This is a genomic window from Pseudomonas qingdaonensis, from assembly GCF_018398475.1.
Classification (GTDB): Bacteria; Pseudomonadota; Gammaproteobacteria; order Pseudomonadales; family Pseudomonadaceae; genus Aquipseudomonas; species Aquipseudomonas palmensis.
In genome coordinates this window covers 1149663-1165972 of the sequence record NZ_CP074676.1, presented here as the reverse complement: position 1 = coordinate 1165972, position 16310 = coordinate 1149663, and the positions used below count along the sequence as shown (strand labels likewise).

The 16310-nt window shown below is 65.0% G+C and carries 13 protein-coding genes; 12 read left to right on the top strand and 1 reads right to left on the bottom strand.

Translation table 11 applies throughout. From position 1 onward, the window contains the following. Window position 1: 1 nt before the first annotated feature. From KH389_RS05255 to KH389_RS05245, 3 genes are all read left to right on the top strand, one after another. On the top strand, window positions 2-610 hold the full coding sequence (locus KH389_RS05255) for a biliverdin-producing heme oxygenase (RefSeq protein WP_043860379.1): 609 nt from the start codon (window positions 2-4) through the stop codon (window positions 608-610). Window positions 611-672: 62 nt separating this feature from the next. Beyond that, window positions 673-1086 carry a YbaN family protein gene (locus KH389_RS05250; protein WP_043860378.1) on the top strand — a complete coding sequence of 138 codons (414 nt, stop codon included), beginning with the start codon at window positions 673-675 and terminating at the stop codon, window positions 1084-1086. Window positions 1087-1121: 35 nt separating this feature from the next. Next, the gene (locus tag KH389_RS05245; RefSeq protein WP_043860377.1) at window positions 1122-2480 is read left to right on the top strand and encodes a CoA transferase; all 1359 of its coding nucleotides are present in this window, start codon (window positions 1122-1124) and stop codon (window positions 2478-2480) included. 94 nt (window positions 2481-2574) lie between these two features. Here KH389_RS05245 and arcD (KH389_RS05240) read toward each other — a convergent pair whose 3' ends face one another. Next, the gene (gene arcD, locus KH389_RS05240; RefSeq protein ID WP_054915087.1) at window positions 2575-4002 is read right to left on the bottom strand and encodes an arginine-ornithine antiporter; all 1428 of its coding nucleotides are present in this window, start codon (window positions 4000-4002) and stop codon (window positions 2575-2577) included. Between the two features lie 441 nt (window positions 4003-4443). Between arcD (KH389_RS05240) and arcD (KH389_RS05235) the strand changes: the two genes are divergently transcribed. From arcD (KH389_RS05235) to KH389_RS05195, 9 genes are all read left to right on the top strand, one after another. Further along, window positions 4444-5871 carry an arginine-ornithine antiporter gene (gene arcD, locus KH389_RS05235; RefSeq protein WP_054915088.1) on the top strand — a complete coding sequence of 476 codons (1428 nt, stop codon included), beginning with the start codon at window positions 4444-4446 and terminating at the stop codon, window positions 5869-5871. Between the two features lie 33 nt (window positions 5872-5904). Continuing rightward, on the top strand, window positions 5905-7161 hold the full coding sequence (gene arcA / locus KH389_RS05230; RefSeq protein WP_043862423.1) for an arginine deiminase: 1257 nt from the start codon (window positions 5905-5907) through the stop codon (window positions 7159-7161). 82 nt (window positions 7162-7243) lie between these two features. After that, complete coding sequence (locus tag KH389_RS05225; RefSeq protein ID WP_043862424.1) at window positions 7244-8254, top strand: ornithine carbamoyltransferase; 1011 nt, start codon at window positions 7244-7246, stop codon at window positions 8252-8254. A 52-nt stretch (window positions 8255-8306) separates the two neighbouring features. Further along, a complete protein-coding gene (gene arcC / locus KH389_RS05220) occupies window positions 8307-9236 on the top strand; it encodes a carbamate kinase (RefSeq protein ID WP_043862425.1) in 930 nt (309 codons plus the stop codon). A gap of 54 nt (window positions 9237-9290) precedes the next feature. Next, window positions 9291-9650 (top strand): DUF5064 family protein, encoded by a 360-nt coding sequence (locus tag KH389_RS05215; RefSeq protein ID WP_043862426.1) that lies wholly within the window; start codon window positions 9291-9293, stop codon window positions 9648-9650. Window positions 9651-9787: 137 nt separating this feature from the next. Beyond that, complete coding sequence (locus tag KH389_RS05210) at window positions 9788-11305, top strand: sigma-54-dependent transcriptional regulator (RefSeq protein WP_213606991.1); 1518 nt, start codon at window positions 9788-9790, stop codon at window positions 11303-11305. A 254-nt stretch (window positions 11306-11559) separates the two neighbouring features. Then, window positions 11560-11943, top strand: coding sequence for a glycine cleavage system protein GcvH (gcvH, locus tag KH389_RS05205; RefSeq protein WP_213606990.1), 384 nt, complete (start codon window positions 11560-11562; stop codon window positions 11941-11943). 10 nt (window positions 11944-11953) lie between these two features. Beyond that, window positions 11954-14809 carry an aminomethyl-transferring glycine dehydrogenase gene (gene gcvP, locus KH389_RS05200; RefSeq protein WP_213606989.1) on the top strand — a complete coding sequence of 952 codons (2856 nt, stop codon included), beginning with the start codon at window positions 11954-11956 and terminating at the stop codon, window positions 14807-14809. A gap of 100 nt (window positions 14810-14909) precedes the next feature. Further along, the gene (locus tag KH389_RS05195) at window positions 14910-16286 is read left to right on the top strand and encodes an L-serine ammonia-lyase (protein ID WP_213606988.1); all 1377 of its coding nucleotides are present in this window, start codon (window positions 14910-14912) and stop codon (window positions 16284-16286) included. Window positions 16287-16310 lie beyond the last annotated feature (24 nt).

Here is a 16310-nt window from a genome sequence, read left to right as displayed (position 1 = left end):
CATGACCGCAACCGCCGAACGCCCTGCCCTGCGCTCGCAGCGCCTCAACCAGCTCACCCATGCGCCGCACAGCGAGCTCGATGCGCTGGTCAAGTCCCATGCCCCCTTCGACACCCGCGAAAGCTTCGCCCGTTTCGTGGTCGCCCAGTACCTGTTCCAGTCCGAACTCCAGGCGCTGTACAACGACCCGCAACTGATCGCCATCGTGCCCGACCTGGCCGAGCGCTGCCGCGCCGAACAGGCCCGCCTCGACCTCGCCGACCTCGACACCGCAGTACCGGCCGCCTTCCCCGGCGCCGTGCACAACCCGAGCCTGGGCGCCGCCATGGGCTGGATATTCGTCTCCGAAGGCTCCAAACTCGGCGCCGCGTTCCTGATCAAGCGCGCCGTCGGCCTGGGCCTGTCGGACAGCTTCGGTGCCCGTCACCTGGGCGAGCCGGCCGGTGGTCGCGCCGAGGGCTGGAAGCAGTTCACCCGCATCCTCGACGGTCTGGAGCTCAGCGCCGAAGAAGAAGCGGCCGCTGAACAAGGCGCCGTGGCTGCGTTCGAACGTTTTACCGAGTTGCTCAAACACGCCTACGCCACCGCGCCCAAGGCCGAGCTGGCCTGATGCGTGCCGGGCCGGCCAGCCGCGCTGGCAGCCGGCCCTCACCTGTGCAGTCAATGGACCCCATGACCCGCCCATCCACCTCCAAGCTGTCCCGCGTGCTGTTCGGCCTGCTTGCCTATGTAAGCCTGGGCATCGGCCTGGTGGCCATCGTGATCCCCGGCCTGCCGACCACCGAGTTCATCCTGCTCGCGGCCTGGGCTGCCACGCGCAGCTCGCCGCGCCTGAGCGCCTGGTTGGAAAACCACCGGTTGTTCGGGCCGATCCTGCACAACTGGCGCAACGGCAAGGTGATTCAGCGCCGGGCCAAGGTCAGCGCCACGCTCAGCATGCTGCTGTGCGCCGGCCTGATGCTGGTGTTCATCGGCCTGCGCTGGCCGGTAGGGCTCGCCATCGGCGGCATGGCCCTGGGCAACCTGTGGATCTGGTCGCGCCCCGAGCGCGTGCCTGCCGCCCCGCATTTGACCAATCAGCCCTGATGGTCTGCAATGGCCCACCAACGGGAGGGCCAACCATGAGTCATGTTCTCAACAGCATCGTCAGCGCCCTGGGGTTAGCCCAGGATGCGCTTGAGCACCTGCACCTGCACACTGCAGGAGCCCTGCCATCGACCTTCGAAGTCACCGAACTGGCCAGTGCCAGCATTGCCGCCACGGGCCTGGCCATCGCCGACCTGCTCGCCGGCCAGACCGGCACGCGCCCCGGGGTGCAGGTGGACCGACGTCTGAGCTCCCTGTGGTTCGCCACCAGCATTCGCCCCCAGGGCTGGAGCCTGCCGCCGCTGTGGGACGCCGTGGCAGGCGATTACCCGACCCGCGATGGCTGGATCCGCCTGCACACCAATGCCGCGCATCACCGCGCCGCTGCCGAACGGGTGCTGGGAGCGGTACACGACCGCGATCAGATGGCCCGGCGGGTTGTCGAGTGGGAGGCAGAGGCGCTGGAAACTGCCGTGGTGGCTGCGGGCGGATGTGCCGCGCAGATGCGCAGCTGGCAGCAATGGTCGGCGCACCCGCAGGGCATGGCGGTCAATGCCGAGCCGCTGATCGATCGCAAGGCTGGGCCGGCTGGCGAACTCAAGGGCTGGACCGGCACCGCGGCGCAGCCGCTCAAGGGGGTACGCGTGCTGGACCTGACGCGCATTCTTGCCGGGCCCGTTGCCAGCCGCCTGCTGGCGGGGTTCGGTGCCGACGTGTTGCGCATCGATCCGCCGGGCTGGGAGGAGCCCTCGGTGGTGGCCGAGGTGACCTTGGGCAAGCGCTGCGCGCGCCTGGACCTGCATGCTGCAGAGGACCGCGCCGTGTTCGAAGGCCTGCTGGCAGGTGCCGATATCCTCCTGCACGGCTACCGCGCCGACGCGCTGGAGCGCCTCGGCTATGGCGCCGAACAACGGCGCAGGCTCAACCCCGGGCTGATCGATGTCAGCCTCAATGCCTATGGCTGGAGCGGCCCGTGGCAGCATCGTCGCGGCTTCGACAGCCTGGTGCAGATGAGCAGCGGGATCGCTCGCGAGGGCATGCGCTGGCGTCAGGGCGAGCGGCCGGTGCCGTTGCCGGTGCAGGCCCTGGACCATGCCACCGGCTACCTGATGGCGGCTGCCGCGATCCGTGCACTGGATGAGCGGCTGCGCAGCGGCTGTGGCGGCTCGGCGCGTCTGTCGCTGGCGCGCACGGCCAAGCTGCTGGTGGACCAGGGCACGGTGATCGAGGACTTGCCGTTGGCCGGCGAAACCGAGGCAGACCTGGCCCCGGCCGTGGAGCAGACGCCGTGGGGGCCGGCCAGGCGCCTGCAGGCGCCGTTGCAGGTGCAAGGCGCGCCGCTGGTATGGGCGCGGGGGGCTTGCGAGCTGGGGTCGGCCGAGCCTCGCTGGTGACCGCCAGAGGCTCTTCGCCGGCAAGGCCGGCTCCTACAGAAGGTCGCACCAACCTGTAGGAGCCGGCCTTGCCGGCGAACACCTCGACACCGCTCTAAAGCGTCAACCACCCCGCATACAACGCATACGCCGCCACCCCCGCCCCCACCAGCACCGCCGCGAAAATCAGCTTCTCCCACCCAGTGAACAGCGGCTGCCCCTGCTCGTGCTTGGCGCGGTAGAACAGGATCACCCCCGGCGCGTACAGCAGCGCCGACAGCAGCAGGTACTTCAGCCCCCCGGCGTAAAGCAGCCAGATCGCATACACCAGCGCCACCCCGGCCACCAGCAGGTCCTTGCGCCGCGCCCCGGGGTGGCGCTCATAGGTTTCCCCGCGCAGTGCCAGCAGAAACGCATAGGCCGCCGACCACAGGTACGGCACCAGGATCATCGATGACGCCAGGTAGATCAGGCTGGTGTAGGTGCCCGCAGAGAACAGCGTGATCAGCAGGAACAGCTGGATCATGCAGTTGGTCATCCACAGCGCATTGACCGGCACATGGTTGGCATTCTCGCGGGTCAGAAACCGCGGCATGGTCTTGTCGCGGGCGGTGGCGAACAGGATCTCGGCACACAGCAACGCCCACGACAGCAGCGCCCCCAGCAGCGACACCGCCAGCCCCAGGCTGATCAGCAGCCCGCCCCAGGGCCCGACGATATGCTCCATCACCGAGGCCAGTGACGGGTTCTGCAAGCCGGCAAGCTCCGGCTGGGTCATCACCCCCAGCGACAGCACGTTGACCAGCACCAGCAGCGCCAGCACCCCGAGAAAGCCGATCACCGTGGCCTTGCCCACGTCCGAACGCCTTTCGGCACGGGCCGAATACACGCTGGCGCCCTCGATGCCGATGAACACGAACACGGTCACCAGCATCATGTTGCGCACCTGGTCCAGCACCCCGCCGAACTTGGGGTTGCTCAGCCCCCAGATGTCGCGGGTGAAGATATCGGCACGAAACGCCACCGCCGCGATCACGATGAACATCACCAGCGGCACCACCTTGGCCACGGTGGTCACCAGGTTGATGAACGCCGCCTCCTTGATGCCGCGCAGTACCAGAAAGTGCACCGCCCACAGCAATAGCGAAGCGCAGGCGATGGCGATCGGCGTGTTGCCCTCCCCGAACACCGGAAAGTAGAAGCCCAGGGTGCTGAACAGCAGCACGAAGTAGCCCACGTTGCCCAGCCAGGCGCTGATCCAGTAGCCCCAGGCCGACGAAAAGCCCATGTACTCGCCAAACCCGGCCTTGGCATAGGCATATACACCCGAATCGAGCTCGGGCTTGCGGTTGGCCAGGGTCTGGAACACGAACGCCAGCGCCAGCATGCCCACGGCGGTGATGCCCCAGCCGATCAGCACGGCGCCGACATCGGCCCGGGCGGCCATGTTCTGCGGCAGCGAGAAGATACCGCCACCGATCATCGAGCCCACCACCAGCGCGACGAGCGCACCCAAGCGCAGTTTCTGTCCTGGTTCGGACATGCAGTTCCCCTTTTCGTCCCGCGTTGTCATGGTGCTGTTACACACTAGGCCTAAATATAAGCACAGCCCTGACGTTTATAGTGGATTGTCTTCAAAACTATAACCTTCATAACTAGTACGTCTATGCCGAGGCGAACTAAACAGTGAGTTTTGCGTACCCCATCTACTTCATCAAGCAAACAAGATCTTTTCTCGTCAAAAATTTGCTAAACCCGTAAAAGCGACTAGCTTCAAATCTCGCAGCCATTCAGAGCGAATGCTCTAGAAAAAGGCTGGAGGTGCCATTGCACAAGGCTTGCGGGGTGTCGGCGAGGCGCCGGCTGCAGCGCTTCAAGTCCTTCAACAACAATGGAATGTATCAATGAACTGACCTGAATCAGCTCTCGTCACGCTTGCTGGATTTATTCTGGCATCTCTCTTCTCCTGGAATGGAGTTATCCAATGTCAGACACTCCCGGAAAACTACGACTGGGTGCGTTAGTCGCACTTGTAGTGGGTTCCATGATCGGCGGCGGTATCTTCTCGCTGCCGCAGAACATGGCCGCCAGCGCCGATGTCGGCGCCGTGCTGATCGGCTGGGGCATCACCGCCATCGGCATGCTGACCCTGGCCTTCGTGTTCCAGACCCTGGCCAATCGCAAACCTGACCTGGACGGCGGCGTATACGCCTACGCCAAGGCCGGCTTTGGCGACTACATGGGCTTTTCGTCCGCCTGGGGCTACTGGATCAGTGCCTGGCTGGGCAACGTGGGCTACTTCGTACTGCTGTTCAGCACCCTGGGCTACTTCTTCCCGATCTTCGGCGAAGGCAACACCCCGGCGGCGATCATCGGTGCCTCGATCCTGCTGTGGGCAGTGCACTTTCTGGTGCTGCGCGGCATCAAGGAAGCAGCGTTCATCAACCTGGTCACCACCGTGGCCAAGGTCGTGCCACTGGCGCTGTTCATCCTGATTGCCCTGTTCGCGTTCAAGCTGGACATCTTCACCGCCGACATCTGGGGCACGATGAACCCGGACCTGGGCAGCGTGATGAACCAGGTGCGCAACATGATGCTGGTCACCGTGTGGGTGTTCATCGGCATCGAGGGCGCCAGCATCTTCTCGGCCCGCGCCGAAAAACGCTCCGACGTGGGCAAGGCCACCGTGATCGGCTTCATCACCGTGCTGCTGTTCCTGGTACTGGTGAACGTGCTGTCGCTGGGCATCATGACCCAACCGGAACTGGCCAAGCTGCAGAACCCGTCGATGGCCGCCGTGCTCGAGCACGTGGTCGGTCACTGGGGCGCGGTGCTGATCAGCGTCGGCCTGATCGTCTCGCTGCTGGGGGCCCTGCTGTCGTGGGTACTGCTGTGCGCCGAGATCATGTTCGCCGCAGCCAAGGACCACACCATGCCGGAGTTCCTGCGCCGCGAGAACGCCAACCACGTGCCGGCCAACGCCCTGTGGCTGACCAACGCCATGGTGCAGATCTTCCTGGTCATCACGCTGTTCTCGGCCAGTACCTACCTGTCGCTGATCTACCTCGCCACCTCGATGATCCTGGTGCCCTACCTGTGGTCGGCGGCCTATGCGTTCCTGCTGGCACTGCGCAGCGAAACCTATGAACAGGCCCTGGCCGAACGCAAGAAAGACCTGATCATCGGCGGTATCGCACTGCTCTATGCCATCTGGCTGCTGTACGCCGGTGGCGTCAAGTACCTGCTGCTCTCGGCCCTGCTGTATGCCCCTGGCGTGGTGCTGTTCGCCAAGGCCAAGCGCGAGGTGGGCCAACCGATCTTTACCAACGTGGAGAAGCTGATCTTCGCCGCCGTAGTCATTGGCGCCCTGGTGGCGGCCTATGGCCTGTACGACGGCTTCCTGACTCTGTAACCCCCCGTATTCGCAACTTGGAGGAAATGAACCATGTCCACGGAAAAAGCTAAGTACGGCGTACATTCCGAAGCCGGCAAACTGCGCAAAGTGATGGTTTGCTCCCCAGGCCTGGCCCACCAGCGCCTGACCCCGAACAACTGCGACGAACTGCTGTTCGACGACGTACTCTGGGTCGCCCAGGCCAAGCGCGACCACTTCGACTTCGTGACCAAGATGCGCGAGCGCGGCATCGAAGTGCTGGAAATGCACAACCTGCTGACCGACATTGTCGCGATGCCCGAAGCACTGGACTGGATTCTGGAGCGCAAGGTCACCGCCGACTCGGTGGGCCTGGGCCTGATCAACGAAGTGAAATCCTGGCTGCGCAGCCTGGAGCCGCGACACATCGCCGAGTACCTGATCGGCGGCGTCTCGGCCGATGACCTGCCCGACAGCTTCGGTGGCAAGACCATCCAGATGTTCCGCGACTTCCTGGGCCACTCCAGCTTCATCCTGCCGCCGCTGCCCAACACCCAGTTCACCCGCGACACCACCTGCTGGATCTACGGCGGCGTGACCCTGAACCCGATGTACTGGCCGGCGCGTCGCCAGGAGACCCTGCTGACCACCGCCATCTACAAGTTCCACCCGCAGTTCACCAACGCCGATTTTGAGATCTGGTACGGCGACCCGGACAAGGACCACGGCAACTCCACCCTCGAAGGCGGCGACGTGATGCCTATCGGTAACGGCGTGGTACTGATCGGCATGGGCGAACGCACGTCGCGTCAGGCCATCGGCCAACTGGCGCTGAACCTGTTCAAGAACAAGGCCGTGGAACGCGTGATCGTGGCCGGGCTGCCGAAGTCCCGCGCTGCGATGCACCTGGACACCGTGTTCAGCTTCTGCGACCGCGACCTGGTCACGATCTTCCCCGAAGTGGTGAACCAGATCGTCGCCTTCACCCTGCAACCCGACGAAAGCAAGCAGGGCGGCATCGACATCCGTCGCGAAGAAGCCAGCTTCCTCGATGTGGTGGCCAAGGCCCTCAAGCTGCCCAAGCTGCGCGTGGTTGAAACCGGTGGCAACAGCTTCGCCGCCGAACGCGAGCAGTGGGACGACGGCAACAACGTGGTGGCCGTGGAGCCGGGCGTGGTCATCGGCTACGACCGCAACACCTACACCAACACCCTGCTGCGCAAGGCCGGTGTCGAGGTCATCACCATCAGTGCCGGCGAACTGGGCCGCGGACGTGGGGGCGGCCACTGCATGACCTGCCCGATCGTGCGCGACCCAATCGATTACTAAAACGACCATCGTCCGGCCGCGCCCACAAGGCGCCGGCCGGGCCGATCAGCCCTTTGCGTTCTAAAAGAACAGGAGCAACATCATGGCGTTCAACATCCACAACCGCAGCCTGCTGAGCCTGGAACACCACACCCCGCGCGAGCTGCGCTACCTGCTGGACCTGTCCCGTGACCTCAAGCGTGCCAAATACACCGGCACCGAGCAGCAGCACCTCAAGGGCAACAACATTGCGCTGATTTTCGAGAAGACCTCGACCCGCACCCGTTGCGCCTTCGAAGTGGCCGCCTATGACCAGGGCGCCAACGTCACCTACATCGACCCCAACTCCTCGCAGATCGGCCACAAGGAGAGCATGAAGGACACCGCTCGCGTGCTCGGGCGCATGTACGATGCCATCGAGTACCGTGGCTTCAAGCAGGAAGTGGTCGAGGAACTGGCCAAGTTCGCCGGCGTACCGGTGTTCAACGGCCTCACCGACGAATACCACCCCACCCAGATGATCGCCGACGTGCTGACCATGCGCGAGCATGCCGACAAGCCGATCCACGACATCAGCTACGCCTACCTGGGCGATGCGCGCAACAACATGGGCAACTCGCTGCTGCTGGTCGGCTCCAAGCTGGGCATGGACGTGCGTATCTGTGCGCCCAAGGCCCTGTGGCCGCATGACGACCTGGTGGCACGCTGCAAACAGTACGCAGAGGAAAGCGGTGCCCGCATCACCCTCACCGAAGACCCGAAAGCTGCGGTCAAGGGCGTGGACTTCATCCACACCGACGTGTGGGTATCGATGGGCGAGCCGGTCGAAGCCTGGGGCGAACGCATCAAGCAGCTGCTGCCATACCAGGTCAACGCCGAGCTGATGAAGGCCACCGGCAACCCACGCACCAAGTTCATGCACTGCCTGCCGGCGTTCCACAACTCCGACACCAAGGTCGGCAAGCAGATCGCCGAGCAGTACCCGCACCTGGCCAACGGCATCGAAGTGACCGATGACGTGTTCGAGTCGCCGGCCTGCATCGCCTTCGAGCAGGCGGAAAACCGCATGCACACGATCAAGGCGATCCTGGTGTCGACCCTGGCCGACCTGTAACCCCGCCGGGAGCCGGCGCTGCCGGCTCCTGCACCCTAGAAAGGACATCATCATGCGTATCGTTGTTGCATTGGGCGGCAACGCCCTGCTGCGCCGCGGCGAGCCCCTTACCGCCGACAATCAGCGCGCCAACATCCGTATCGCCGCCGAACAGATCGCCAAGATCCACCCCGGCAACGAACTGGTCATCGCCCACGGCAACGGCCCGCAGGTCGGCCTGCTGTCGCTGCAGGCGCAATCCTACAAACCCGACGAAGCCTACCCGCTGGACGTGCTCGGTGCCGAAACCGAAGGCATGATCGGCTACATCATCGAACAGGAGCTGGGCAACCTGCTGGACTTCGAGGTGCCCTTCGCCACCCTGCTGACCCAGGTGGAAGTGGACGCCAACGACCCTGCCTTCAAGGACCCGACCAAGTTCATCGGCCCGGTCTACGGCAAGGAAGAAGCCGAGCGCCTGGCCAAGGAAAAAGGCTGGGTGGTCAAGGCCGACGGCGACAAGTTCCGCCGCGTGGTGGCCAGCCCCAAACCCAAGCGCATCTTCGAGATCCGCCCGATCAAGTGGCTGCTGGAAAAGAGCAGTATCGTGATCTGTGCCGGGGGTGGCGGCATCCCCACCATGTATGGTGAGAACGGCAAGCTGCAGGGCATCGAGGCGGTGATCGACAAGGACCTGTGCTCGTCGCTGCTGGCCGAACAGCTGGACGCCGACCTGCTGGTGATTGCCACGGACGTGAACGCGGCGTATGTCGACTTCAACAAGCCGACCCAGAAAGCCATCGCCCAGGCCCACCCGGACGAACTGGAGCGCCTGGGCTTTGCCGCAGGCTCCATGGGGCCGAAGGTGCAGGCCGCTTGCGACTTTGCCCGGCACACCGGCAAAGTAGCGGTTATCGGCTCGCTGGCCGATATCGAAGACATCGTCAAGGGCACTGCCGGCACTCGGGTGAGTACGTCCAAGCCGGGTATCGACTACCGTTGATGCAGTTGGGCGGATCTGCAGGTCCGCCCGTTTCAACCTTCCAGAGGAGCCGCCATGGCCATATTCGAACCCGGTCATCTGCACATCGAGCGCCATGCGCTGAACAAGGCCGATTACAGCTACAACCTGTGCATCGACTACAAGGTTGAGCAGGATCCCAAGGAAGGCAAAGGCATGAGTTTTCGCATGCATGGCACCATCGAGGACAAGCCGATGGACGAAACCTTCTTCATGCCCAAGGACCAGGCCTTCGACTTCGCGCGGCAGGCCTCGATCATCGCGCAGAAGTACGGCATGCCCAAAACCGCCAGCATCAGCTCGCTGCACAAGATCTACGACATGATGTTCGAGGATGTGCGCGCACAGCTCGATGTGAAATCGGGCGACCCGGTCAAGCCCGAGCACCTGGGCTAGCCCACCACGACCTCATTGCGGGTCAAGCCCGCTCCCACAAAAATCACCTGCGCCTGTGGGAGCGGGCTTGACCCGCGATTCGACCGCGCAGCGGTCGCAGGGCATACTTGCCATCCCGGCAAGCCAGAACATCCCCCATGCGTATCCACGTCAGCTTCATCGACCGCGTCGGCATCACCCAGGAAGTGCTGGCCCTGCTCGGTGCCCGCCACCTCAACCTGGACGCCGTGGAGATGGTGCCGCCCAACGTCTACATCGACGCCCCGACCCTGAGCCCCGACGTGCTCGAAGAGCTGCATGACGCGCTGTTCAACGTGCACGGCGTGCAAAGCGTGAAAGTGGTCGACATCCTCCCCGGCCAGCGCCGCCACCTGCAGCTCGATGCCCTGCTCGCCGCCATGAGCGACCCGGTCCTGGCCCTGGACAGCGCCGGCCATGTGCTGCTGGCCAACCCCGCATTGATCGCCCTGTGCGGCCAGGACCCGGAGGGCCGCTCGGTGGGTGAGCTGTTCGGCGACCCGCAACTGCTCGATGCGCTGATCGAACAGGGTTTCCACCTGCCCCTGCGCGAAGTCACCCTCAACGGCCAGACCCTGCTGCTCGACGCCACCCCGATCACCAACGCCGGCGCCCTGCTGACGCTGTACCAGGCCAACCGCATCGGCGAACGCCTGTCGGCCCTGCACCACGACCATGCCGAAGGCTTCGACGCGCTGCTCGGCGACTCGCCGCCCATCCGTACCCTCAAGGCCCGCGCCCTGCGTGTGGCGGCGCTGGATGCGCCGCTGCTGATCCACGGCGAGACCGGCACCGGCAAGGAACTTGTAGCCCGTGCCTGCCACGCCATCAGCAGCCGCCACAACGCACCCTTCCTGGCACTGAACTGTGCGGCGCTGCCGGAGAACCTGGCCGAGAGCGAGCTGTTCGGCTACGCCCCCGGTGCCTTCACCGGCGCGCAACGCGGCGGCAAGCCGGGGCTGATGGAGCTGGCCAACCAGGGCACGGTGTTTCTCGATGAAATCGGCGAGATGTCGCCTTACCTTCAGGCCAAGCTGCTGCGGTTTCTGAGCGATGGCAGCTTTCGCCGCGTGGGCGGTGATCGCGAGGTCAAGGTCAACGTGCGCATCCTCAGCGCCACCCACCGCGACCTGGAAAAGATGGTTGCCGAAGGCAGTTTTCGCGAAGACCTGTTCTACCGCCTGAACGTGCTCAACCTGGAAGTGCCGCCGCTGCGCGAGCGTGGCCAGGACATCCTGATGCTGGCCCGTGCCTTCATGCGCCAGGCCTGCACGCAGTTCCAGCGTCCGCTGTGCCGGCTGGCGCCGGGCACCTACCCGGCGTTGCTGGGCAACCGCTGGCCGGGCAACGTGCGCCAGTTGCAGAACGTGATCTTTCGCGCTGCGGCCATCTGCGAGAGCAGCCTGGTGGATATTGGTGACCTGGACATTGCCGGCACCTCGGTGGCGCGCCAAAGCGATGGTGAAGTGGCCAGCCTGGAGCAGGCCGTGGAGAACTTCGAGCGTGGCCTGCTGGAAAAGCTCTACGCCACCTACCCCTCCACCCGCCAGTTGGCCAGTCGCTTGCAGACTTCGCACACGGCTATTGCGCATCGGCTGCGCAAGTATGGCATTCCCGGAAAGGAAACCCTTCCGTAGCGAAATCGATACACCGTATCGATTTCGCTACATCGCCCGTTTGCCACTGTAATGCAAGGTTTTGATCCCTCTGCGCTTTTTCAATACTCGACAGGTGTAGCGATTTCGCTACGACCTGCGTAACGAGCACCACCGACAAATACATAAATAATTGATTTGTAAGCATTTTTTATAAATGGCCACGAACTTGCTAAGGAGATGTCAGTTCCGGGCTGGCCTGATGGTGAGCCCTACCGCACCCCTGAGGAGTTCCCATGAGCGAGTTGCGTTTTACCGAAGATCACGAATGGCTGCGCGCCGAAGCCGACGGCAGCGTCACGGTCGGGATCACCACCTTTGCCCAGAACGCACTGGGTGACGTGGTCTATGTGCAACTGCCGGAACTGCAAACCTACGAAGCCGGGGCCGAAGCCTCCACCGTCGAATCGGTCAAAGCCGCCAGCGGCGTGTACATGCCGCTGACCGGTGAAGTGGTGGCAGTCAACGAACAGCTGCAGGACAGCCCCGAGCTGGTCAACGAAGACCCGCTGGGCGAAGGCTGGTTCTTCCGCTTCATCCCGGCCGATGCCGGCGCCGTCGCGCAACTGCTCGACCAGGACGCCTACGACCGTCTGATCAAAGCCAACGCCGACGCCTGAGGAAATCACCATGACCATCAACCTCGGCACCGCCAATCAGTTCATCGCCCGTCATATCGGCCCGCGCGACACCGACGAGCAGGCCATGCTCGCCACCCTGGGCTTCGACTCGCTGGAGGCCATGAGCGCCGCCGTGATCCCCGACAGCATCAAGGGCACCAGCGTGCTCGAGCTCGGTGACGGGCAGAGCGAAGCCGATGCCCTGGCTTCGCTCAAGGCCATCGCCGGCAAGAACCAGCTGTTCAAGAGCTTCATCGGCCAGGGCTACTACAACACCCACACCCCGGCACCGATCCTGCGCAACCTGCTGGAAAACCCGGCCTGGTACACCGCCTACACCCCCTATCAGCCCGAGATTTCCCAGGGCCGCCTGGAAGCGCTGCTGAACTTCCAGACCCTGATCAGCGACCTCACCGGCTTGCCGATCGCCAACGCCTCCCTGCTCGACGAAGCCACCGCCGCCGCCGAAGCCATGACCTTCTGCAAGCGCCTGAGCAAGAACAAGGGCAGCCACGCCTTCTTCGCCTCGGTGCATTGCCACCCGCAGACCCTCGACGTGCTGCGCACCCGTGCCGAGCCGCTGGGCATCGAGGTGGTGGTGGGCGACGAGCGCGAGCTGGGCGACGTGAGCGCCTTCTTCGGCGCCCTGCTGCAGTACCCGGCCAGCAACGGCGAGGTGTTCGACTACCGCGAACTGGTGGAGCGCCTGCACGCCGCCAACGCGCTGGTGGCGGTAGCCGCCGACCTGCTGGCGCTGACCCTGCTGACCCCGCCGGGTGAGTTCGGCGCCGACGTGGCCATCGGCAGCGCCCAGCGCTTCGGCGTGCCGCTGGGCTTCGGCGGCCCGCATGCGGCGTACTTCTCCACCCGCGATGCGTTCAAGCGCGACATGCCAGGGCGCCTGGTCGGCGTGTCCATCGACCGCTTCGGCAAGACCGCCCTGCGCCTGGCCATGCAGACCCGCGAGCAGCACATCCGCCGCGAGAAGGCCACCAGCAACATCTGCACCGCCCAGGTACTGCTGGCCAACATCGCCAGCATGTACGCCGTGTACCACGGCCCGCAGGGCCTCAAGCAGATCGCCCAGCGCACCCACCAGCTGACCGCGATCCTGGCCAGCGGCCTCAAGGCACTGGGCGTGAACGTTCAGAACGCCGCGTTCTTCGACACCCTGACCCTGGCCACCGGCGGCGCGACTGCCGCGCTGCATGAACAGGCGCGCGCCCGCCAGCTCAACCTGCGCCAGATCGATCCCGAGCAACTGGGCCTGTCGCTGGACGAAACCAGCACCCAGGCCGATGTCGAGGCCCTGTGGCAGCTGTTCGCCAATGGCCAGGCCGTACCGGACTTCGCCGCGCTGGCCGCTGCCACGCCAGCACGACTGCCGGCCGCCCTGCTGCGCCAGTCGGCCATCCTCGAACACCCGGTGTTCAACCGCTACCACAGCGAAACCGAACTGATGCGCTACCTGCGCAAGCTGGCCGACAAGGACCTGGCGCTGGACCGCACCATGATTCCGCTGGGCTCGTGCACCATGAAGCTCAACGCCGCCAGCGAAATGATCCCGGTGACCTGGGCCGAGTTCGGCAACCTGCACCCCTTTGCCCCCGCCGAGCAGAGCCAGGGCTACCAGCAACTGACCAACGAGCTGGAGGCCATGCTGTGCGCCGCCACTGGCTATGACGCCGTGTCGTTGCAGCCCAACGCCGGTTCGCAGGGCGAGTACGCCGGCCTGCTGGCGATCCGCGCCTACCACCAGAGCCGGGGCGATGCCCGCCGCGATATCTGCCTGATTCCCTCGTCGGCCCACGGCACCAACCCGGCCACCGCACACATGGCCGGCATGCGCGTGGTGGTCACTGCGTGCGATGCCCGTGGCAACGTCGACATCGACGACCTGCGCGCCAAGGCCATCGAGCACCGCGACCAGTTGGCCGCGCTGATGATCACCTACCCGTCCACCCACGGTGTGTTCGAGGAGGCCATCGGCGAGATCTGCGCGATCATCCACGACAACGGCGGCCAGGTGTACATCGACGGCGCCAACATGAACGCGATGGTCGGCCTGTGCGCCCCGGGCAAGTTCGGCGGCGACGTGTCCCACCTGAACCTGCACAAGACCTTCTGCATCCCCCACGGCGGTGGCGGCCCGGGCGTCGGCCCGATCGGCGTCAAGGCGCACCTGGCGCCGTTCCTGCCGGGCCATGCGCACCTGCACAACCCCCAGGGCGCGGTATGCGCAGCGCCGTTCGGCAGTGCCAGCATCCTGCCGATCACCTGGATGTACATCCGCATGATGGGCGGCGCCGGGCTCAAGCGTGCGTCGCAGATGGCGATCCTGAATGCCAACTACATCGCCCGCCGCCTGGAAGAGCACTATCCTGTGTTGTACACCGGCGGCAATGGCCTGGTGGCGCACGAGTGCATCCTGGACCTGCGCCCGCTCAAGGACAGCAGCGGCATCAGCGTCGACGACGTGGCCAAGCGCCTGATCGACTTCGGCTTCCATGCCCCGACCATGTCGTTCCCGGTGGCCGGCACGTTGATGATCGAGCCGACCGAGAGCGAGGCCAAAGAGGAACTGGACCGCTTCTGCAACGCCATGATCTGTATTCGCGAAGAGATTCGCGCAGTGGAGAACGGCAGCCTGGACAAGGACGACAACCCGCTGAAGAACGCCCCGCACACCGCGGCCGAACTGGCCGGCGAATGGCCCCACGGCTATAGCCGCCAGCAGGCGGTGTACCCGCTGCCATCGCTGGTGGAGGCCAAGTACTGGCCACCCGTGGGGCGTGTCGACAACGTGTTCGGCGACCGCAACCTGATCTGCGCCTGCCCGTCGATCGAAAGCTATCAGGACGCCTGAGGGCCTCTTCGCCGGCAAGGCCGGCTCCTGCAGAGCCCGCGCGCATCTGTAGGGGCCGGCCTTGCCGGCGAAGCTTTTCAACCTGCACGAGGGTACGACCATGTCACTCAGCGTCTTCGACCTGTTCAAGATCGGCATCGGCCCCTCCAGCTCCCATACCGTCGGGCCGATGCGCGCAGCCGCGCGTTTTGCCGAGGGCCTGCGCCTCGACGACCTGCTGGCCAGTACCGCCAGCGTCAAGGTCGAGCTGTACGGCTCGCTCGGCGCCACCGGCAAGGGCCACGGCAGCGACAAGGCGGTGCTGCTGGGGCTTGAGGGCGAACACCCCGACAGCGTCGACACCGACACCATCGCAGCGCGCCTGCAGGCGATCCGCAGCAGCGGGCAGCTCTACCTGCTGGGCGAGCACGCCATCGAGTTCAACGAAAAACAGCACCTGGCGATGATCCGCAAGCCGCTGGCCTTTCACCCCAACGGCATGATCTTTCGTGCCTTCGACGCCGCCGGCCTGCAGGTACGCAGCCGCGAGTACTACTCGGTGGGCGGCGGTTTCGTGGTCGACGAAGGCGCCGCCGGGGCCGACCGTATCGTCGAGGACAGCACCACACTGCCCTACCCGTTCAAAACGGCCCGGGAACTGCTTGGCCACTGCACCACGCATCACCTGAGCATCAGCCAGATGATGCTGGCCAACGAATCGGCCTGGCGCCCCGAGGCCGAGACCCGCAGCGGCCTGCTGCACATCTGGCAAGTGATGCAGGACTGCGTGGCCGCCGGCTGTCGCAACGAGGGCATTCTGCCCGGCGGGCTCAAGGTCAAGCGCCGCGCGGCGGCCCTGCACCGCCAGCTGTGCGCCAACCCCGAGGCGAGCCTGCGCGATGCGCTGTCGGTACTCGACTGGGTCAACCTCTATGCCCTGGCGGTCAACGAAGAGAATGCCTCCGGCGGTCGCGTGGTCACCGCCCCCACCAATGGCGCTGCCGGCATCGTGCCGGCGGTGCTGCACTACTACATGCGCTTCATCGGGGGTGCCAGCGAAGACGGCGTGGTGCGCTTTCTGCTCACCGCCGCTGCCATCGGCATCCTGTACAAGGAAAACGCCTCGATCTCGGGGGCCGAGGTGGGCTGCCAGGGCGAGGTCGGGGTGGCCTGTTCGATGGCAGCCGGGGCCCTGTGCGAGGTGCTGGGCGGCAGCGTGCAACAGGTCGAGAACGCCGCCGAAATCGGCATGGAACACAACCTGGGCCTGACCTGCGACCCGATTGGCGGGCTGGTCCAGGTGCCCTGCATCGAACGCAATGCCATGGGCTCGGTCAAGGCGATCAACGCGGTGCGCATGGCCTTGCGCGGCGACGGGCAGCACTTCGTCTCGCTCGACAAGGTGATCCGCACCATGCGCCAGACCGGCGCCGACATGAAAAGCAAATACAAGGAGACCGCCCGCGGCGGTCTCGCCGTCAACATCATCGAGTGCTGACAACCTCAAGCCTCTAGAAGGAGT

Excerpts from the sequence above, each read along its gene's own strand:
- KH389_RS05255 (WP_043860379.1), top strand. The coding sequence starts at position 2 with ATGACCGCAACCGCCGAACGCCCTGCCCTGCGCTCGCAGCGCCTCAAC.
- KH389_RS05250 (WP_043860378.1), top strand. The coding sequence starts at position 673 with ATGACCCGCCCATCCACCTCCAAGCTGTCCCGCGTGCTGTTCGGCCTG.
- KH389_RS05245 (WP_043860377.1), top strand. The coding sequence starts at position 1,122 with ATGAGTCATGTTCTCAACAGCATCGTCAGCGCCCTGGGGTTAGCCCAG.
- arcD (WP_054915087.1), bottom strand. The coding sequence starts at position 4,002 with ATGTCCGAACCAGGACAGAAACTGCGCTTGGGTGCGCTCGTCGCGCTG.
- arcD (WP_054915088.1), top strand. The coding sequence starts at position 4,444 with ATGTCAGACACTCCCGGAAAACTACGACTGGGTGCGTTAGTCGCACTT.
- arcA (WP_043862423.1), top strand. The coding sequence starts at position 5,905 with ATGTCCACGGAAAAAGCTAAGTACGGCGTACATTCCGAAGCCGGCAAA.
- KH389_RS05225 (WP_043862424.1), top strand. The coding sequence starts at position 7,244 with ATGGCGTTCAACATCCACAACCGCAGCCTGCTGAGCCTGGAACACCAC.
- arcC (WP_043862425.1), top strand. The coding sequence starts at position 8,307 with ATGCGTATCGTTGTTGCATTGGGCGGCAACGCCCTGCTGCGCCGCGGC.
- KH389_RS05215 (WP_043862426.1), top strand. The coding sequence starts at position 9,291 with ATGGCCATATTCGAACCCGGTCATCTGCACATCGAGCGCCATGCGCTG.
- KH389_RS05210 (WP_213606991.1), top strand. The coding sequence starts at position 9,788 with ATGCGTATCCACGTCAGCTTCATCGACCGCGTCGGCATCACCCAGGAA.
- gcvH (WP_213606990.1), top strand. The coding sequence starts at position 11,560 with ATGAGCGAGTTGCGTTTTACCGAAGATCACGAATGGCTGCGCGCCGAA.
- gcvP (WP_213606989.1), top strand. The coding sequence starts at position 11,954 with ATGACCATCAACCTCGGCACCGCCAATCAGTTCATCGCCCGTCATATC.
- KH389_RS05195 (WP_213606988.1), top strand. The coding sequence starts at position 14,910 with ATGTCACTCAGCGTCTTCGACCTGTTCAAGATCGGCATCGGCCCCTCC.